This window comes from Aeromonas sp. HMWF016, from assembly GCF_963878195.1.
Taxonomy (GTDB): domain Bacteria; phylum Pseudomonadota; class Gammaproteobacteria; order Enterobacterales; family Aeromonadaceae; genus Aeromonas; species Aeromonas lacus.
The window spans coordinates 25405-44858 of sequence record NZ_CAWNWX010000065.1 but is presented as its reverse complement, the minus strand read 5'-3'; the positions used below and the strand labels follow the sequence as shown (position 1 = coordinate 44858).

Annotated in this window: 19 protein-coding genes; 5 read left to right on the top strand and 14 right to left on the bottom strand. The window is 61.7% G+C overall.

Features of this window, described 5'->3' with window-relative positions; genetic code table 11:
- Positions 1 to 17: 17 nt before the first annotated feature.
- From ilvA to ilvG, 5 genes are all read right to left on the bottom strand, one after another.
- Positions 18 to 1538: a threonine ammonia-lyase, biosynthetic gene (ilvA, locus tag AACS24_RS09530; protein WP_108573361.1), complete on the bottom strand. Its 1521-nt coding sequence runs from the start codon at positions 1536 to 1538 to the stop codon at positions 18 to 20.
- Positions 1539 to 1541: 3 nt separating this feature from the next.
- A complete protein-coding gene (gene ilvD / locus AACS24_RS09525; protein ID WP_108573359.1) occupies positions 1542 to 3383 on the bottom strand; it encodes a dihydroxy-acid dehydratase in 1842 nt (613 codons plus the stop codon).
- A gap of 144 nt (positions 3384 to 3527) precedes the next feature.
- The gene (locus tag AACS24_RS09520; protein ID WP_005342010.1) at positions 3528 to 4472 is read right to left on the bottom strand and encodes a branched-chain amino acid transaminase; all 945 of its coding nucleotides are present in this window, start codon (positions 4470 to 4472) and stop codon (positions 3528 to 3530) included.
- A 12-nt stretch (positions 4473 to 4484) separates the two neighbouring features.
- A complete protein-coding gene (gene ilvM / locus AACS24_RS09515) occupies positions 4485 to 4763 on the bottom strand; it encodes an acetolactate synthase 2 small subunit (RefSeq protein WP_005342011.1) in 279 nt (92 codons plus the stop codon).
- On the bottom strand, positions 4760 to 6406 hold the full coding sequence (gene ilvG, locus AACS24_RS09510) for an acetolactate synthase 2 catalytic subunit (protein WP_108573357.1): 1647 nt from the start codon (positions 6404 to 6406) through the stop codon (positions 4760 to 4762). Before ilvG ends, ilvM begins: the two co-directional genes overlap by 4 nt.
- A gap of 384 nt (positions 6407 to 6790) precedes the next feature.
- Here ilvG and AACS24_RS09505 point away from each other — a divergent pair, with 384 nt between their 5' ends.
- The 3 genes from AACS24_RS09505 (at position 6791) to AACS24_RS09495 (ending at position 10304) form a co-directional block, all read left to right on the top strand.
- The gene (locus AACS24_RS09505; protein ID WP_108573356.1) at positions 6791 to 8305 is read left to right on the top strand and encodes a YifB family Mg chelatase-like AAA ATPase; all 1515 of its coding nucleotides are present in this window, start codon (positions 6791 to 6793) and stop codon (positions 8303 to 8305) included.
- A 127-nt stretch (positions 8306 to 8432) separates the two neighbouring features.
- Entirely contained in the window at positions 8433 to 9332 is a 900-nt protein-coding gene (locus tag AACS24_RS09500) for an acyltransferase (protein WP_108573354.1), read from the top strand.
- A gap of 6 nt (positions 9333 to 9338) precedes the next feature.
- Positions 9339 to 10304, top strand: coding sequence for an acyltransferase (locus tag AACS24_RS09495; RefSeq protein ID WP_108573352.1), 966 nt, complete (start codon positions 9339 to 9341; stop codon positions 10302 to 10304).
- On the opposite strand, the gene AACS24_RS09490 is transcribed toward AACS24_RS09495, so the two are convergent.
- Together AACS24_RS09490 and AACS24_RS09485 are read right to left on the bottom strand one after the other, a co-directional pair.
- Positions 10229 to 10732 carry a DUF523 domain-containing protein gene (locus tag AACS24_RS09490; protein ID WP_108573350.1) on the bottom strand — a complete coding sequence of 168 codons (504 nt, stop codon included), beginning with the start codon at positions 10730 to 10732 and terminating at the stop codon, positions 10229 to 10231. The genes AACS24_RS09495 and AACS24_RS09490 overlap by 76 nt on opposite strands.
- Positions 10729 to 11379: an NUDIX hydrolase gene (locus AACS24_RS09485; protein ID WP_042031952.1), complete on the bottom strand. Its 651-nt coding sequence runs from the start codon at positions 11377 to 11379 to the stop codon at positions 10729 to 10731. Before AACS24_RS09485 ends, AACS24_RS09490 begins: the two co-directional genes overlap by 4 nt.
- 74 nt (positions 11380 to 11453) lie before the next feature.
- Between AACS24_RS09485 and AACS24_RS09480 the strand changes: the two genes are divergently transcribed.
- Positions 11454 to 12089 (top strand): nicotinamidase, encoded by a 636-nt coding sequence (locus AACS24_RS09480; RefSeq protein WP_108573348.1) that lies wholly within the window; start codon positions 11454 to 11456, stop codon positions 12087 to 12089.
- 101 nt (positions 12090 to 12190) lie between these two features.
- Positions 12191 to 13369, top strand: coding sequence for a nicotinate phosphoribosyltransferase (gene pncB, locus AACS24_RS09475; protein WP_108573346.1), 1179 nt, complete (start codon positions 12191 to 12193; stop codon positions 13367 to 13369).
- 72 nt (positions 13370 to 13441) lie between these two features.
- Here the strand turns inward: pncB and AACS24_RS09470 are convergent, their stop codons facing one another.
- From AACS24_RS09470 to AACS24_RS09440, 7 genes are all read right to left on the bottom strand, one after another.
- Entirely contained in the window at positions 13442 to 14050 is a 609-nt protein-coding gene (locus AACS24_RS09470) for a thiol:disulfide interchange protein DsbA/DsbL (protein ID WP_108573344.1), read from the bottom strand.
- A 137-nt stretch (positions 14051 to 14187) separates the two neighbouring features.
- The gene (locus AACS24_RS09465; protein WP_108573342.1) at positions 14188 to 15177 is read right to left on the bottom strand and encodes a serine/threonine protein kinase; all 990 of its coding nucleotides are present in this window, start codon (positions 15175 to 15177) and stop codon (positions 14188 to 14190) included.
- A 74-nt stretch (positions 15178 to 15251) separates the two neighbouring features.
- Positions 15252 to 16703 (bottom strand): cytochrome c oxidase accessory protein CcoG, encoded by a 1452-nt coding sequence (gene ccoG, locus AACS24_RS09460; protein WP_108573340.1) that lies wholly within the window; start codon positions 16701 to 16703, stop codon positions 15252 to 15254.
- A 155-nt stretch (positions 16704 to 16858) separates the two neighbouring features.
- Positions 16859 to 17122 carry a YihD family protein gene (locus AACS24_RS09455; RefSeq protein WP_033114734.1) on the bottom strand — a complete coding sequence of 88 codons (264 nt, stop codon included), beginning with the start codon at positions 17120 to 17122 and terminating at the stop codon, positions 16859 to 16861.
- 30 nt (positions 17123 to 17152) lie between these two features.
- A complete protein-coding gene (locus AACS24_RS09450) occupies positions 17153 to 18307 on the bottom strand; it encodes a GGDEF domain-containing protein (RefSeq protein ID WP_181364359.1) in 1155 nt (384 codons plus the stop codon).
- Positions 18308 to 18434: 127 nt separating this feature from the next.
- Positions 18435 to 18824, bottom strand: a complete 390-nt coding sequence (gene cueR, locus AACS24_RS09445) for a Cu(I)-responsive transcriptional regulator (protein ID WP_108573338.1) — start codon at positions 18822 to 18824, stop codon at positions 18435 to 18437.
- 10 nt (positions 18825 to 18834) lie between these two features.
- Positions 18835 to 19454: HAD-IC family P-type ATPase (locus AACS24_RS09440; protein WP_258223172.1), on the bottom strand; the 620-nt coding region annotated here is incomplete at its 5' end.

The window sequence follows — 19454 nt, the reverse complement described above, 5'->3', positions numbered from 1 at the left end:
TCATCGCGATCGCACCATCAACTGGCCAGGAACAGCCGGTAGGCGGGGTCGTCGCTCACCTCTTTCCAGCCGTAACCAATCTCGCGCAGGTAGTCGTGGAAGGCGGCAACGTCCTCGTCCGGCAGCTCGAACGCGCACAGCACCCGGCCGTAGTCGGCACCGTGGTTGCGGTAGTGGAACAGGCTGATGTTCCAGCGACAGCCCAGGGTCTCGAGGAAACGCATCAGGGCACCCGGCTGTTCCGGAAACTTGAAGCTGTAGAGACGTTCACCAAGGGGCCGGGCCGGACGGCCACCAATCATGTAGCGCACGTGGTTTTTGGCCAGCTCGCTCTCGGTCATGTTGACCACCGGATAGCCGTTGCCGCCGAGCTGATCGATGATCTGGCCCAGCTCCTCGTCACCGCCTGTGAGGCGCACCGAGACGAACAGCGACGCCTGCTCGGTATCCGCATAGCGGTAGTTGAATTCGGTCACCATACGGGGCCCGAGCTGACGGCAGAAGTCGAGGAAGGCCCCCTTGCGCTCGGGGATGGTCACCGCCAGCATGCCTTCGCGCTTCTCGCCAATCTCGCAGCGCTCCGACACATAGCGCAGGCTGTGGAAGTTGACGTTGGCACCCGACAGAATGGCCGCCATCCGCCCCCCTTTGACCTGCTCCCGCTCGCTGTAGGCTTTCAGCCCCGCCAGCGACAGGGCGCCCGACGGCTCGGCAATAGCGCGGCAGTCGTCGAAGATATCTTTCAGCGCGGCGCAGATCTGGTCGTTGGAGACGGTCACCACCTCGTCCAGATACTGGTTGCACAGGCGGAAGGTCTCTTCGCCGATGCGTTTGACCGCCACCCCGTCCGCAAACAGCGAGACCCGCTCCAGATTGACCGGCTCGCCGGCCGCCAGCGCGGCCTTGAGGCAGGCGGAGCCCTCCGCCTCCACCCCGATCACCTTCACATCCGGTAACAGCTGTTTGATGTAGACCGCCACCCCGGCGGCCAGTCCGCCGCCACCCACCGGCACGAAGACGTGGGTGAGGTGGGTATCCTGCTCCAGCAGCTCCTTGCCGATGGTACCCTGCCCGGCGATCACCTCGACATCGTCGAATGGAGGGATCAGGGTATAGCCCTCCAGTTCGGCGAGGCGGCGACTCTCGGCATAGGCTTCATCGAAGCTGTTGCCAAACAGCATGACGTTGCCGCCCTGACGACGCACCGCGTCGATCTTGATATCCGGCGTGGTCTTGGGCATCACGATGATCGCCTTGATGCCCAGCTTGGCCGCCGACAGGGCGACCCCCTGCGCGTGGTTGCCCGCAGAGGCGGCGATGACGCCGTGATCCTTCTGCTCCTGGGTCAGAGTGGCAATCTTGTGATAGGCGCCGCGCAGCTTGAAGGAGTGGACCGGTTGCAGGTCCTCCCGCTTCAAGCTGACATGATTGCCGAGCCGTTCGGAGAGTTTCTTCAGGGTTTGCAAGGGGGTGACCCGCGCCGCCTCATAGACGGGTGAGAGCAACACCTTGCGTAGATAATCTGCCGCAGAGACCATGATTTATTCCCCCAGCATTGAGCGATCGCGCACCGCGCCTTTATCGGCGCTGGTGGCGAACATGGCATAGGCGCGCAGGGCAAAAGATACCTGACGCTGACGATCGAGCGGCTTCCAGCCTCGAGCTTCCACGGCGACGCGGCGGGCGGCCAGCACGCTGTCGGCCACTTCCAGCACCATGCTGCGGGCCGGGATGTTGATACTGATGATGTCACCATCCTCCACCAGACCTATGGTGCCGCCGGAAGCGGCCTCCGGCGAAACGTGGCCGATGGAGAGGCCTGAAGTACCGCCGGAGAAACGGCCATCGGTGATCAGGGCGCACGCCTTGCCGAGGCCCATGGATTTGAGATAGGTGGTGGGGTAGAGCATCTCCTGCATGCCGGGGCCCCCTTTCGGCCCTTCGTAGCGGATCACCACTACCTCGCCCGCTTTCACTGTGCCGTCGAGGATGCCGTTTACCGCGCTCTCCTGACTCTCGAATACCCGGGCCGGACCACGGAAGGTGAGGTTCTCCTCATCCACCCCGGCGGTCTTGACGATGGCGCCGTTGACCGCGAGGTTGCCGGAGAGCACTGCGAGGCCGCCCTCCTGGCTGTAGGCGTTGTCCAGCGAGCGGATGCAGCCCTCGGCACGGTCCAGATCCAGCTCCGGCCAGCGGCAATCCTGACTGAACGCCTTGGTGGTGCGGATCCCGGCAGGGCCAGCGCGGTAGAAGTCCACCACCTCCTGACTCGGCTGACGGCTGACGTCATATTCATTGAGCTGTTCGACGAGAGAGCAACCCAGCACGGTACGGGTATCCCCATGCACCAGACCCGCTTTTTCCAACTGGCCCAGAATCGCCACCACGCCACCGGCGCGATGCACATCTTCCATATGGTACTTCTGGGTGGAGGGTGCCACCTTGCACAGCTGCGGCACCTTGCGGGACATGCGGTCGATATCGGCCATGGTGAAGTCGACACCGGCCTCCTGCGCCGCCGCCAGCAGGTGCAGCACGGTATTGGTGGAGCCGCCCATGGCGATATCCAGCGCCATAGCGTTCTCGAACGCCGCCTTGGTGGCGATGTTGCGCGGCAGGGCGCTCTCGTCATCCTGCTCATACCAGCGCTTGGCCAAGGTCACGATGCGCTGGCCCGCCAGCTTGAACAGCTGCTCTCGGTCGCTGTGGGTCGCCAGCATGGAACCGTTGCCCGGCTGGGAGAGGCCCAGCGCCTCGGTCAGGCAGTTCATGGAGTTGGCGGTAAACATGCCGGAGCAGGAGCCGCAGGTGGGGCAGGCACTGCGCTCCACCTGTTCGCTCTGGGCGTCCGATACCTTGGGATCGGCGCCCTGGATCATGGCATCCACCAGATCCAGCTTGATGATCTGGTCGGAGAGCTTGGTCTTGCCCGCTTCCATCGGGCCGCCGGAAACAAAGATAACCGGGATGTTGATGCGCAGGGCGGCCATCAGCATCCCCGGGGTGATCTTGTCGCAGTTGGAGATGCAGACCATGGCGTCGGCACAGTGGGCATTGACCATGTACTCCACCGAGTCGGCGATCAGCTCACGGGACGGCAGAGAGTAGAGCATGCCGCCGTGGCCCATGGCGATGCCGTCATCCACGGCGATGGTGTTGAACTCCTTGGCAACCCCGCCTGCGGCTTCGATCTCTCGCGCCACCAACTGACCCAGATCCTTGAGGTGAACGTGGCCCGGTACGAACTGGGTGAAGGAGTTGACCACGGCGATGATGGGTTTGCCGAAATCCTGATCGGTCATTCCGGTGGCACGCCACAGGGCACGGGCCCCGGCCATGTTACGTCCGTGGGTGGTGGTGGCGGATCTCAACTTCGGCATTGTCTCTACTCCCTGAATGCCCATATGGGCTCGATGCGTTATGCGGTGATGATACGGGTGGATCGGAATCGATCCTGGTGAAGCCTCTACTGGGCAGCCCTCACTGGGAGCGACTCGGGGAGGCATGACGCCTCCCCTCTCTCATCAGTCGTTGACTGGCGTCAGCCAGCCCCACTTATCCTCGGTCTGGCCGTTGAACAGGCCGAAGAAGGCGTTTTGCAGTTGCTCGGTCACCGGGCCACGGCTGCCAGCGCCCACCTTCATCCGATCGACGGAGCGCACTGGCGTCACTTCGGCGGCGGTGCCGGTCATGAAGATCTCGTCTGCCACATAGAGGGCTTCGCGGGGCAGCGCCTGCTCGCGCACCTCGTAACCGAGATCGCGGGCCAGCGTCATGATGGTGTCGCGGGTGATGCCGGGCAGGATGGCGGCAGTAGCGGGCGGGGTAAACAGCACGCCATTCTTCACCAGAAACAGGTTCTCCCCCGCCCCTTCGCTCAGGTAGCCGTTCACATCCAGCGCCAGCCCCTCGGCGAAGCCGTTGCGTTTGGCCTCGCGGCTGATCAGCTGGGAAGAGAGGTAGTTGCCGCCCGCCTTGGCGCCGGTGGGAATGGTGTTGGGGGCGAGCCGGTTCCAGGAGGTGACGCAGACATCCACCCCGTTTTTCAGCCCCTCTTCCCCCAGATAGGCGCCCCACGGCAGGGCCGCCACCATCAGGTCTGCCTTGGCATCCAGCGGCGGATGCAACCCCAGCCCCACGTTGCCGACAAAGGCCAGCGGACGCAGATAGCCGCTCTTCAGGCCGTTCTCGCGCACCACGGTGCGGCAGGCTTCATTCACTTCGGACTCGCTGTAGGGGACGTCCATCCAGTAGATCTTGGCGGAATCGAACAGGCGGCGGGTATGCTCCTGCAGGCGGAAGATACAGGTGCCTTTGGGGGTGTCATAGGCGCGCACACCCTCGAACACCGAGGAGCCGTAGTGCAGGGCGTGGCTCATGACATGCACCTGGGCATCTTGCCAGGGCACCAGTTTGCCGTTGAACCAGATGTATTGCGGGTGAGTGGCGGATTGGGAAGGCTGTGACATTGGCTTTGCTCCTTAAGCTCTGATCCGGGGTTGCTGTTCCAGTGCATCGACCCGGGAGACGTCCACCAACTTCACCAGCTGGCTCCACAGCTGCTGGATGGGACGCACCGACTCGACAGTAACCGTGATCCGCAGCTGTTGGCAATCCTGCTCCATGTTGAGGGCGCAGAGATTGAAGCCGCGGTGACGCACCACCCGCAGCACCCGCTCCATCACTTCAGGTCTGGGCTGGGCATGGATATGCAGGGTGTGCTGTGCAAATGCTGGCTGGGCAAGGGTGTGCGGATTCATGGGCGTTGCTCCATCATCTTGTGGTTGGCGACTCCCGGCGGAACCAGGGGCCAGACGTTTTCTTCCTCTGAAATGGCCACATGCAGCAGGTAGGCGCTCTCGCTCTTAAGCAAGCGATCGAGGGCACCGGCTATCTGCTCCTTGCATGTGATGGTCTCGCCCGGAATGCCGAAGGCGGCAGCCAGGGCGACGAAATCGGGGTTGTCGGAGAGGATGGTCTCGCTGTAGCGGCCATCGAAAAACAGCTCCTGCCACTGGCGCACCATGCCGAGGCGCTGGTTATCCAGCAGCACCATCTTCACCTTGAGCTGGGCGCGGCGGATTGTGCCGAGCTCCTGCACATTCATCATGAAAGAGCCGTCGCCGCTCACCAGCACCACTTCATCCTCCGGGCGCGACATCTTGGCGCCGATGGCGGCCGGCAGACCGAACCCCATGGTGCCGAGACCGGCACTGGAGAGGTGGTTGCGCGGGCTGGTGAAGCGCATGTGCTGGGCCACCCACATCTGGTGCTGACCCACGTCGCAGGCCACCACGCTGCTCTCCGGCAGCCGAGCCGAGAGCTGCTTGAGCAGGGCCGGGGCGTAGATGGCCTGACCCGGGTGGTCGTAGCGAAACGCATATTCGCGAGCCATGGCGGCGCAGTGCTCACGCCATGGGTCAATGGAAAGGGACATGGCAAGGGCGGGCAACACCCGTTTGAGATCCGTGGTGATACCCACCTCGGCGGCGCGGCGCTTGCCGAACTCGGCAGCATCCACATCGAGATGGATCACCTTGGCCTCGGGGGCAAATTCCTCCAGCTTGCCGGTCACCCGATCATCGAAACGGGCACCCACCACCAGCAGCAGATCGCACTGCTGCACCGCATAGTTGGCAGCCTTGGTACCGTGCATGCCGAGCATTCCCAGATAAACAGGGCTATCGGGGTCGAGCGCGCCGATCCCCTTGAGGGTGGTGACCGCAGGCATGCCAGTCGCGGCAGCAAATTCGCGCAGCTGCTGCTCGGCATTGGCCATGCCCACTCCGCCACCGACGTAGAGCACCGGACGCTCGGCGGCGGCGATCAGGGTGCGGGCGGCGGCCAACTCCGAGGGGTTGAGCGCTTCCGGCTCTTCCACCGCAAACAGCGGGCTCTGGGTTGGCACGGCGGCCAGCTGCACATCCTTGGGCAAGTCGATGAGCACAGGACCCGGACGCCCTTCGGTGGCGATGGCGAAGGCTTCTGCCAGCACCCGCCCCAGATCGGCGGCATCGGTCACCATGAAGGAGTGCTTGGTGCAGGAGAGGGACATGCCGAGCACGTCGACCTCCTGAAACGCATCGGTACCGATAGCGGAACAGGGCACCTGACCGCTGATGGCCACCAGCGGCACGGAATCAAGCAGCGCCTCTGCCAGACCGGTCACCAAGTTAGTTGCGCCGGGCCCGGAGGTGGCGATGCAGACCCCCACCTGACCGGAGGCGCGGGCATAACCGACCGCAGCCATGGCGGCGCCCTGCTCGTGGCGGCAGAGCTGATGGGCCAGACCACCGTCATACAGGGCATCGTAGACCGGCATGATGGCCCCGCCCGGGTAACCAAACACCTGGGTCACACCCTGTTTCTTGAGAGCCTGTACCAAAAACTGCGCGCCGTTCATGTGGAAAATCCTGTCCTTTGGTCGAAAAAAAACCCCCGGGCTGTGAGGCTCGGGGGTCGCTTGTTTCGTTCTGTCCGGTGGTGGGTCTATCCCTTGTTCCGTGCAGCTAAACGAGCCCCGAGCGGTGAGATAATAATCACCACTAGGACCACAATAATGCTGACGAAACGGGAGGCCATGTTCATAGTTACAACCGGAAATCCTGTGAAATTGGGGCGGTTTGCACCGCGAATGGCTATTAGAACTAGCACGGTGATTTTTATTGGGCAAGGCTTTTTTCTGTGACAACCCACTGATTTTGGCTATTCCCCAGCCGGAACTCTGGAATAAAAAACCAACAATAAGCAGTTAGTCAGAACATATATCAACTCAAGGACGGGATTTATGTCATTAGCTGTGGTTTATAGCCGTGCCAGCCTCGGGATCGCGGCCCCGCAAGTTACAGTGGAAGTCCACCTCTCCAACGGCCTGCCCGCCTTCAACATGGTCGGCCTGCCGGAAACCTCGGTGAAAGAGTCGCGGGATCGGGTGCGCAGCGCCCTGCTCAACGGCAATTTCGAGTTCCCGAGCAAACACATCACCGTCAATCTGGCCCCCGCCGACCTGCCCAAGGAAGGCGGCCGCTTCGATCTGGCCATTGCAATCGGAATTCTCGCCGCTTCCAGGCAGATACCCGCAAAATACCTGCTAGATCACGAATTTTTAGGTGAATTGGCCCTGACCGGCGAGATCCGTCCCGTGCTTGGGGTGCTGCCCGCCGTATTAGCCTGCCGTGATGCGGGACGCACCCTGCTGGTACCACGAGAGAACGGCCCGGAAGCCTCCCTCATTCAGGATGCCGAGGTGCGCACAGCCCATCAGCTGCTGGCCGTCACCGCCTGGTTGGCAGGACAATACGAGTTGCCGCTGCCGGATCCCCAAAGCGCGGAGGGTCTGCCCGATGTACCGGATCTGCAGGATGTGATCGGCCAGTCACAGGCCAAGCGGGCGCTGGAGATTGCCGCCGCCGGCAGCCACAACCTGCTGTTCATCGGCCCGCCCGGCACCGGCAAGAGCATGCTGGCCAGCCGTCTGCCCGGCATCTTGCCGCCGCTCAGCGAGCAGGAGGCACAGCAGACCGCCGCCATCCACTCCATCGGCGGCCTCACCCCGCGCGCCGGTCACTGGCACCACAGACCCTATCGCACGCCGCACCACAGCGCCTCGGCGGTGGCGCTGGTGGGCGGCGGCAGCCACCCAAGGCCCGGCGAAATTTCCCTGGCCCACAACGGCGTGCTGTTTCTCGACGAGCTGCCCGAATTCGAGCGCAAGGTGCTCGACTCCCTGCGTGAGCCGCTGGAGACGGGCCACATCACCATCAGCCGGGCCGCCCGTCAGGTGGATTTCCCCGCCCGCTTCCAGCTGGTCGGCGCCATGAACCCCAGCCCCTGCGGCCACTATGGTGACGGCCAGACCCGCTCCAGCCCGGATCAGATCCTGCGCTACCTCGGCAAGCTCTCCGGCCCCTTTCTCGACCGCTTCGACCTGACAGTTGAGGTGCCGCTGCTGCCCAAAGGGAGCCTGACCGGCAAGGCGGAGCGGGGGGAGTCGAGCCAGCAGATCCGTGACCGGGTGCTGGCGGCACGGGAGCGTATGCTCAGCCGCAACGGCAAGCTCAACAACCTGCTTGATAGCCGCGAGATAGAGGATATTTGCCGACTATCACCGCAAGATGCCGAATTTCTGGAGAATGCCATCCAGAGGCTGGGGCTCAGCATCCGGGCCTGGCACCGCATCCTGCGGGTGTCGCGTACCATCGCCGATCTGGCGGGACAACCGGCTATCGGCAAGGAGCATCTTATCGAGGCGCTCGGTTATCGCGCCATGGATCGGCTGCTGTCGCGGCTGCGCAGCAGCTGACAGAAGGGAAAGGGTGAGTCCGCCCTCCATAACGGCTCTTAATGGTCTCACGGGCCATCGGCTGATATTATGGCCACAGATCTGACCACTTGATGGCCCTTTATCGACAGCAAGACGGACCCGACTCATGCCCAACAAGCTGACAGAGCGACTGCGCGGCAGCCTCTCCACCCTGCTCTATTTTTTCAACACCCTCTTCTGGTTTGTCCCCATCTTCTCGCTGGGTCTGCTCAAACTCCTGCTCCCCCTCAAGGGGTGGCGCACCCTCTGCAACTGGCTGCTGGATGGCTGTGCCAGCTGCTGGATCGGTTTCAACAACCTGATCCAGAAAACCATTATCAGAACCCCTTTCGAGGTGGTCGGAGTGGACAAAGGGCGCCGGAATGAGTGGTATATGGTGATTGCCAACCATCAATCCTGGGTCGACATACTGGTATTGCAGCGGGTTTTTAACCAAAAAATCCCCTTCCTGAAGTTTTTCCTCAAGAAAGAGCTGATTTGGGTACCTTTTCTCGGTCTGGCATGGTGGGCGCTCGACTTCCCCTTCATGCGGCGATATTCCAGAAAGTTTCTGGAAAAACATCCCCATCTGAAGGGAAAAGACATAGAGACAACCCGTAAAGCCTGTGCCCGGTTCCGCCACATTCCGGTGAGTGTGATGAACTTCGTCGAGGGCACTCGCTTCACACCGACCAAGCACCAGAAGCAAGGCTCGCCCTACCGTCACCTGCTCCATCCGCGCGCAGGCGGCATCGCCTTTACTCTGGCCGCCATGGGTGACCAGTTGCAGCAACTGGTGGATGTCACCATCGCCTACCCGGACGGCATTCCCAGCTACTGGGATTTCATGTGTGGCCGGGTCGGGAAGATCAAGGTTCAGATCCGCTATTTGCCGATCGACCGCAAACTGGTGGGGGATTACTTCAATGACCCCGAGTTCCAACAAGAGTTTCAGCAGTGGCTGAACGGGATCTGGCACGAGAAGGACCAGACCCTGAACCAGCTGCTGGCAACCAAGGCGCAGTAAACACTCATGTTATCCATGCTTCCTGGCCCGCTGGTGCTGATCATCAGTGCCGGCCTGACCATTCTCTTTACCGCCTTGTGCGCCAGCCTGATCCTGCTGGTTTCGCTGGCCAAACTGCTGCTGCCGATTCCGGCGTTTGGCCGCGCCTGCAGCCGCATCAACAACCGCTTCATGCGCCTGTGGCTGGCCTGCAATGCGCTGGTGATCCGTCTCACGATGCGCATCGACTGGCAGATCGAAGATAAGACCCGACTGCGCAAGGATGGCTGGTACCTCGTCATCAGCAACCACATGAGCTGGACCGACATAGTCGTGCTGGGTCACCTGTTCCGGGACCGGCTGCCAGTGCCCAAATTCTTCATGAAGCACGAGCTCATCTACATCCCGCTACTGGGGCTCGCCTGCTGGGGGCTGGATATGCCCTTTATGCGCCGCTATTCACGGGAATTCTTGCTGAAGAACCCGCACCTGCGCGGCAAGGATATCGAGACCACCCGTAACGCCTGCGAGAAGTTTCGCCACATCCCCACTACCGTCATCAACTTCGTGGAAGGGACCCGCTTCACCGAGCAGAAACGGGATGCTTCCCGCTCTCGCTACCGCCATCTGATGCCGCCCAAGGCGGCGGGGCTGGCCTTTACGCTGGCTGCCATGGGGGAGCAGTTCGACAGCCTGATTAACGTCACCATCCGCTATCCGGACAACGCCGATACCCCGTTCAAGGACTTCCTGATGGGACGGGTAAAACGCATTCAGGTGCGGATCGAGGAGCTGCCGGTGGATGAGGCGCTGGTCGGCGACTACTTCAATGACAAGCAGTTCAAGCGCGGTTTTCAGGAGTGGCTAAACCAGCGCTGGCAGGAGAAAGACGAGGTGCTGGAGGGGTGGCAGAGCGGTCAGGCGCCGCTGCCGGTTGCTGCCAAATCCGGGGATGAATCCAAAGAGAGTGCTGAGGCCAACTCGACCAACTGATCCTCGGAGAACACCGCAATCCCGTGGCGGCGCAACAGAGCGGTGGTCTTGCCCTCGCCCGCCACAGAGACCCCCTCGAAGCGGCCGTTATAGATACGGCCGCTACCACATGAAGGGCTCCCCTCTTTCAGCAGGGCCAAGCGAATGCCCTGCGTCTGACAGATCGCCAGCGCCAGCTCGGCGCCAAGGTCAAACTCGGCAGTCACATCCAGCCCGCTCGCCGTCACTACCCGATCTCCCTGCCGTTCGGCAGGAGGACGCGGAGTCGGCAGGCCGCCCGCCACTTCGGGGCAGAAGGCCAACGCTCGTCCTTCAGCACCCAGCTCACTGAGCCAGTCGCTGACAATCCCCTTGCTTTGACCATCGTAACGCACTGGCTGGCCCAGCAGGCAGGCGCTGACCAGCACACGAACGGGATTCGTACTCACGCTTCTGCTCCATGCATTACCTGATCGAACATTACGCAGCAGGGACTCTCCAGCCGGTAGAGGATAGCGGGGCGCTGCTTGCCGGTACGCTTGCGACCGGTGTCCACCAGGATGTCGGCACGATGGATCCGCTTGCGAAAGGCGGCCGTATTCATAGGTGTTTGCAGAATGATCTCGAAGGCACGCTGCACCTCGGAGAGGGTGAATTCGGTGCCCAGCAGTTGCAGCGGCAAAGTGCTATAGCGGCTCTTGATCCGCAGCCGCTCCAGCCCCTTGGCGATAAGCTGGAGATGGTCGAAGGCGAGGCTCATGCCCGGCAGGGTCGAGACCGGATGCCAGCAGCCGTGGCGGGTCTCCACTTCAGGCGCCACCAGACAGAGGTAAACCAGGGTGGTGGACCAGCCACGGGGATCCCGCTCCAGATTGCCGAGGGTGCAGACCTGCTCGCTGTAGCAGTCACCCAGCCCCCACTCCGCCAGCAGGCGGCGCTGGGCGGCGTCCAGATCCCGGTCCAGCGTCTCGTCGATGCGCAAGGCAGGCAGTTGCCAGCAGTTGGCAAAAGGGGGGCGATCGCGGGTCTCGAGCAGCAGCTCGAGTCGCTCCTCATGCAACCGCAGCACCACCATATCCAGACTCATTCTCAGCATCCCGATCGCCCTGCTCGCCTTCCATTAATGTTTGGTAGATAATATCACACGAATAGTATGTGCAGGAGCCAATCATGGGAACCGTCGCCAGTCTGGATATTGATGCGCAGAAGGGCTTTACCCCTCTCTGCCCGAACGAACTGCCCGTCGCGGGCGGGGATGATATTGTGGCGGCCCTCAACGCTCAGGCCACCCTCGCCAGCCTGCGCATCGGCAGCAAGGATGCCCACCCCGCCAATGCGGTCTGGGTGGCCAGCGAGCCTGCTACCATGCTGCAACCGCTTGATTTGCCTAACGCCGATCTCACCTGGCCGGTACACTGCGTCCCCGGCAGCAAGGGGTTCGAGCTGCTCGACGGCCTGCCCGCTCCCATCGACTATGACTTCTTCGTCTGGAAGGGAGTCGAGCCTGACCTGCACCCTTATGGCACCTGTTTCCACGATCTGGCCGAGCGCCGCAGCACCGGCCTCATTGAATTCCTGCAAGCCCGTGGTGTCACCACTGCGCTGGTCGGCGGCCTCGCCACCGACTACTGCGTCAAGACCAGCGTGCTGCAACTGCGCCGCGCCGGTTTCCGGGTGATCGTCCACCTCGATGCCTGCCGTGGCATCGCGCCCGAGACGATTGCCAGCGCCCACACCCAGATGATCGAGGCTGGCGCCGAACTGGCCCAGACCCTGACCGATGTTCAACGCCTGCTGGACGCCTGATATGCCCCCCATTCTCATCAGCCTGCCCGATACCGGCGTCTGCAATCTACAAAAGCGGCAGGGGAGCGCTCTTGCGTTCACCCGCCTGCGGGGAGTCTGATATGCCACCCATACTCACCAGCCTGCTCGACACCGACGCCTACAAGCTGCACATGCAGCAAGCGGTGTTTCATCGCTATCCGGATGCCGAGGTGGTGGCCGAATTCCACAGCCGCAACGAAGAGGACCTGCTGCCCATGATGGGGCAGATCGAGGAGCAACTGCGCCTCGCCGGCTCCCTGCGGCTGACCAAATCCGAGCACCACTTTCTGGCCGAGCGCCCCTTCTTCACCCCTGACTACCTCGACCATCTGCGCCGCAAGCCACTCGACGCCTCCCTGCTGAAGGTGTTCGAACAGGATGGCCGCATCAATGTGCGGGTCGAGGGGCCGTGGCAGGATGTGATCCTGTGGGAGATCCCGGTGCTCGCCATCATCAGCGAGATGCGCAACCGCTTCCGCTACCCCCAGTTTGGCGTCAGCCACGCGCTGGAGTGGCTTGATCAGAAGATCGACAAGCTGGAGCGGGAGCTGAGTCGCGACGAGATGAGCGAGTTCAGCCTCATCGACTTCGGCACCCGCCGCCGCTTCTCCCATGCAGTACAGGATGCCGTGGTGGGGCGCCTCAAGGAGCGGCTGCCGGCATTTCGCGGCACCAGCAACTACATGCTGGCCCAGAAATACCAGCTCCCCGCCGTCGGCACCCAGGCCCACGAGTGGTTCCAGGCTCACCAGCAGCTCGGCTTCCCGCTCGAACACAGCCAGCGCGCCGCTCTCACCAGCTGGCTGGACGAGTTCACCGACCATCTCGGCATCGCGCTGACCGACTGCATCACCATGGATGCCTTCCTGCGCGACTTCGACTTCGAGCTGGCCAGCCGCTATCAGGGCTTGCGCCACGACTCCGGCGATCCCGTGGTATGGGGCGAGAAGGCGATCAGCCACTATCAGCGCCTCGGTATCGACCCTGCCGAGAAGACCCTGGTCTTCTCCGACGGCCTCAATCTCGACAAGGCGGTCGAACTGTTCCGCCACTTCCGCGGCCGCATCAACACCAGCTTCGGCATCGGCACCAAGCTCACCTGCGACCTGCCCGGCGTCAGTCCCATGAACATCGTATTCAAGCTGATCGAGTGCAACGGCGGCCCGGTTGCCAAGATCTCCGACAGCCCGGGCAAGACTCTCTGCCGGGATGCGGAGTTTATCCGCAACCTCAAGCAGGCCTTCCACGTCGGGGTCTGATCTGCCAGAACGCCAGAAAACAAAAAGCCCGCCGGTTTGCACCGGCGGGCTTTTTTATCGACTCAAGAGAGATCAGTCTTTCTTGGCCAGCAGGAATTTCACCAGCTGGTTGAACTGCTCCTGAGAGGAGATGGATTCAATCTTGATCATGTACTTGCCGTTCACCAGGAAGGCCGGTACGCCACGGATGTTGTAGCTCTCCATGTTGCGATCGAACTGGGAGACCATGCCGGACACGGCGAAGCTGTCGACGGCGCCGTCAAACTCTTCGGCCGGTACACCGTTAGCGACGAAGAGCTGCTTCACGTCATCGCGGCTCATCGGCGGCTGACGCTGAACATGGATCTTGTTGAAGATGGCCGGGGTCAGCTTGGCTTCGGCGTTGAGCAGGCTGGCAACGGCGTAGGCGCGCTGCATCTCCGGGCCCATTTCACGGCCGAGGAAACCGACCGGGTTCTTCTTCAGGGTGACGTCCTTGGGCAGATCGGCTTTCATCTGCTCGACGATCGGTTCAAAGGTGGCGCAGTGCGGGCAGTAGTAGGAGAAGAACTCCATCACTTCCGGCTGAGCGGTACCAGTCTGTTTGACCACATCGTAGTTGACGCCTTCCTTGAACTCGGGGGCGGCGTGAACCATGGGGATCATCAGCATGGCAGCAAGGAAAAATAGAACTTTTTTCATGATGTTTCCTGTTAAGGGATCACTGTGAGGCACGCCCGGCGAACCGAAGCAGTGCCAAGCCTATTGTTTCGCCATGCAGACGTCAATGGTCAGGGCCGGAGATCGAGCCCCTCCTGCCGCGCAATATCCCTTCAATTTCACCAGTTTGGCATCAGACTCAACGGCGGTGCCTTCAGAGCCTCCAGCTGGTCGTGCAGGGTCGCAATTTGCTGGCGCCAGTAGTGATCGGTATTGAACCAGGGGAAGTGACGGGGGAAGGCGGGATCTTCCCAACGCCGTGCCAGCCAGGCCATGTAGTGGACGATGCGCATCGCCCGCAGCGGCTCAATGAGCGCCAACTCGCGCGTATCGAACTCCATGAACTCCTCGTAGCCTGCCAACAGGGTGTCGAGCTGGATCTGCTGCTCGTGGCGCTCGCCACTCAACATCATCCAGAGATCCTGAATCGCAGGGCCGGTGCGGCAATCATCGAGGTCGACAAACATGGGGCCATCGCGCCAGAGGATGTTGCCCGGGTGGCAGTCGCCATGCAGCGAGATCTGCGCCACATCCAGGGTCATGGCGTCGCTGACATGCTTGATCAGCTCGTCGAGCACCCCGAAAAATTGCTTGGCCAGCCCGCTCGGCAGCCATTCGCCGGACGCCAACAGCTGACGCGGCTCGTGCAGCATACTCTCCACATCGAGCCGCACCCGATGGTGGAACGGCTTGCTGGCGCCGATCTGATGAATGCGACCGAGGAAACGCCCCACCCACTCCAGCTGATCGAGGTTATCCACCTCGAACTGGCGGCCACCAACGCTCTGCCAGATGGCAAAGGGGTAGCCCTCGTGCTCCAGCAGGGTCTCGCCCGCAAAGGCGAGCGGCGCAGCGACCGGGATCTCCGCCTCCGCAAGACGGGTGGCAAACTGGTGCTCCTCGAGTATCTGGGCCCGGCTCCAGCGACCGGGACGATAGAACTTCACCACATAGCGGCGACGATCCTCATCCTGAAACTGGTAGACCCGGTTTTCGTAGCTGTTGAGCTCGATAAGACCGGAGTCGAGCCGAAGACCGCTGAGATCCAGCGCATCCATGATGAGGTCGGGAGTGAGATCGGAATAGTTGAAACGCATGTCATCCACCATAAGAAAGGGGCGCCGTTGCGCCCCATTCTATCACTACTGCCCGCCATTGCCGTGCATGGCGGTAGGCCAGACCGTTACAACCGGCCGATAAACTTGCTGCCCTGACGCAGGTTGCCCTTGCTGTCATCGGGGGCAGCCCCTTCCCGCTTGAGCACGAACTGGATATCCAACGTCGGCCGCTTCAGGTTGTAGGGATCCACCGCCAGACTGACCGGCAGGGTGTAAATTTCGCCCGCCTTCAGGGTCACTTCGCGAGGACCGAACCACTGATACTCGGGCAGCCCCTCCACATCCAGCTGGTAAGTCTGGGGTTGCAGGGTCTTGTTGAGGATCTTGAGGGTATAGGTGTTCTCGATCAGCCCGTCGTTGTTCTCACGGAACAGCTGGTTGCGATCCCGCAGGATATCGAGCCCCATCGGCATGATGGACATGGCGTTGTAGGCAAACACCCCCAGCATGGTGGCCATCACCAGGCCATAACCAATCAGCTTGGGCCGCGCCACATGGGTGGAGTCGTTGGCCAGCTTGTGCTCGGTGGTGTAGCTGATGAGCCCCTTCGGATACCCCATACGCTCCATGGTCTGGTCGCAGGCATCGACGCAGGCGCCGCAGTTGATGCACTCGTACTGCAGGCCGTCGCGGATATCGATACCGGTCGGGCAAACCTGCACGCAGAGGTCGCAGTCGATGCAATCCCCCAGCCCCAGCGACTTGTAATCGGCTTTGCGCGAGCGGGCACCACGGGTCTCGCCACGCTTGGGGTCATAGCCGACGATGAAGGTGTCCTTGTCGAACATGGCGGACTGGAAGCGGGCATAGGGGCACATGTGGATACACATAATGGCGCGCATCCAACCAGCGTTGCCGTAGGTGATGATGGTGAAGAAACTCACCCAGAACAGCACCCATCCGCTGGCCTTCAGGGTGAAGAGGTCCGGCACCAGTTCAGTCACATCCTGGAAGTAGGCGACGAAGGTCAGGCCGGTCAACAGCGAGATCGCCAGCCAGGCCAGATGCTTGGCCCCCTTGCGAGCCAGCTTCTCGCCGCTCCAGGGCGCTTCGTCCAGCTTGCGCCGCTTGTTGGCCGGCCCCTCCAGCTTCTCTTCGAACCAGATGAACATGAAGGTCCAGACCGTCTGCGGGCAGAGATAGCCACACCAGACCCGACCGAGGAAGGTGGTAATAAAGAAGAGGCCGAAGGCGGCGATCATGAAGAGCCAGGCGAGCAGGGTCAGATCCTGCGGCCAGATGGTGGCACCAAAGACGTGGAACTGCTGATGGCCGAGGTCGAACAGCACCGCCTGTCGCCCCTCGTAGCGCAGCCAGGGCAGCAGCACAAAGAGGGCAACGAAGAACCAGCCCATCCCTTTGCGCACCCGCTGCCAGTAACCGGTCTGGGCCCGGACGTAGATACGGTTGCCGGGGTTGAATCTGTCATCGCTGGCTTTGAACGTATTGGGGTTGAAAGTCCCGGTTACGCTCTTGTCGGTGACATCCTTGATATCGATTTTCTCGTGATCGGCCATTGCAAGACATCGCTCCCTTATTTGTTATGGAGCGGATTATATCTTAAACAACCTGCTAATTGTGTGGATTAGATGTATCTAATATTGGGGTTGGATCGCAAATTTCGGCAACAAAAAAGCACATCACCTTGCGGTGATGTGCTTCTATTCAAGATTCACTTGATTCCGCGCGCCTTGAGCAGTGCCTCTTTGAAATCGGGCACGTGATCCTTGGCCAGACCGGGGATCATCGCCTGCTTGTCGGATTCCCGCATCTTGAGGTGATAGATCAGCATGTCGTCGGTCAGCTCGGACAGGGGACCTTCAAAACCCGCTTCTTGGGACAGTTTTGCAACAAACTGCACCAGGCTGAGATCCTGTTCCTTGATCCAGGCAGGCTGCAACAACTCCAGCAGCTCTTCGATACGATGACATTGCATAGACAACCTCTTTAATCTGTCTGTATTAACTCAGGCAACCTTACCCATCAAGGCTACTTCGATTCGATCCCGCCCATTATGCTTGGCCTGATAGAGGGCCGCATCTGCTTTTTGGATCAAATCGGCGATTTTCATGCTGTTGTCCGGTATCAGAGTGGCAACACCAAAGCTACATGTGACCCGACCGGAGACCAGTGATTTCTGGTGCGGGATAGCCAGCTCCTTGAGGGATTGCCGCACATTGTCCGCCACCTGCAGCGCCCCCTGCATGCCGGTGCAGGGCAGCAGCAATGCAAACTCCTCGCCACCGTAGCGAGCAGCCAGATCGTCCTCGCGCCGCTCCACCTCGGCCAGCAGACCCGCCACCTGCTGCAGGCAGTCATCCCCCAGCTGGTGACCATAGAGATCGTTGAATTGCTTGAAGTAATCCACATCCACCAGCACCAGCGACAGCGGCGCCCGGGCACGGTGGCAGCGGCGCCAGGCGCGCTCCAGACAGTCGTCGAGATGGGCACGGTTGGCGATGCCGGTCAGGCCGTCGAGACGGGAGGTGAGGCGCAGATGTTCGGAGACCGCTTTCAGCTCTGCCACCAGTTCGGCGTTGGAGAAGCGGTGGTGGAGCGAGGCGATCTGATCCCGTCGCATCCGGCGCAGCAGAGTCGGCAAAAAGACGAAGAGGTAGCCCGCCAGCATGCAGGAGACGATCCGCTCCTGCTCGTTGCCCGCCCCCAGCTCGAACAGCATGGCGCACCCGAGCGGCAAGGCGGAACCATAGAGGGTGCGGCGGCTGCCAAACAGCATGATGGCGCTGCCGGTAAGAATGAGGCTGGAGAGCATCATCATGGCGGCCCGGTAGGTGTCGGGCAGCTTGTCCATGTAGAGCAGCACCCCGAGGGCCCAGATGATGGAAGTGATGGTGGCTCCGATAAAGAGCTCCCGCTCCAGCACCGGCAGCGGCGTCTGGTGCAGGCGGGCTCTGCGCCAGCGCAAGTGCCAGCCCCGGCCAAGCAGCCACAGGAAAGTCCCTGCCAGCCAACCGAGCGCCTCGATGGCGGGCAGATAGTCGTGAAACAGCAGACTCCAGCCAAATGCCAACACGCCCAAACAGGGGAGACTGAACGATGCATGGGTATAGAGCTGAGCCATGATGGCCTGCTTAACCTGGCGTGTCACACTCTGGGTCAACTGAGTACTCCTGTACAAGAGCCGAGCAGTCTACCATTACCCCCTGACCTGCAACAATAAAGCGCCGTTTATTAAGAAGTTAATCAGTCAGCGACGCTTTCTCCTGCGCTGGCCGGTGAGTCCTTGCTCACCCCCTCTCCAGCTCGTCGAGGATCGGACACTCGGGATTTTCATCCCCGTGGCAGCAGCAGACCAGTCCCTCCAGCGAGCTGAGCATCGCCTGCAGCCCGGCGATGCGCGTGCGCAGATCGACGATCTTCTCCTGCGCCAGCTTCTTCACCTGGGCGCTGGTTCTGTGCTCGTTCCGATAGAGCGCCAGCAGCTCCTGACACTCCTCCAGATTGAAGCCGGTCTCCCGCGCTCGCTTGACGAAGCGCAGCTCGCGCAGGGCCGATTCGGTGTAGCTGCGGTAGCCGTTGTCGCTGCGTACCGGTGCCGAGATAAGGCCGATGCTCTCGTAGTAACGGATAGTTTTGGCGGTCAGTCCCGTGGCCTTGGCTACCTTGCTGATGTTCATGGATGACTCCTTAACGGTTCGATTCAGTGCTGACATTGTGGCTGACCTGGGTAATTGCCCGGGGCTGCCAGCGTTTCAGTAACAGGGAATTGCTTAAAACTGTGATGCTGCTCAGGGCCATGGCCGCCCCCGCCAGCTCGGGGCTGAGGTAGCCCAGCGCCGCCAGCGGAATGCCGATGATATTGAACACGAAGGCCCAGAACAGATTCTGCTGGATGGTGCGCCAGGTCGCCGCCGAGATATCGATGGCATCGGCCACCAGCCGCGGATCAGATCGCATCAGCGTGATGGAGGCGGTCTCCATCGCCACGTCGGAGCCGGAGCCCATGGCGATGCCGACATCCGCCGCCGCCAGCGCCGGGGCATCGTTCACCCCATCCCCCACCATGGCCACCAGCCCGCGGGTTTGCGCCCGCAGCGCCTCGACCTTCTCCACCTTGCCGGCCGGCAGCACGGAGTCGAATGCCCCGTCCAGCCCCAGCTTGGCGGCAATATGGGCCACCGGCGCCGGCGCATCGCCGCTTACCAGCCAGCTGGCGATACCGCGCTGACGCAGGGTGGCGATGGCTTCCGGACTCTCGGGGCGCAGGGTATCGGCCAGTGCCGCGATGCCGGCCACCGTGCCGTCGA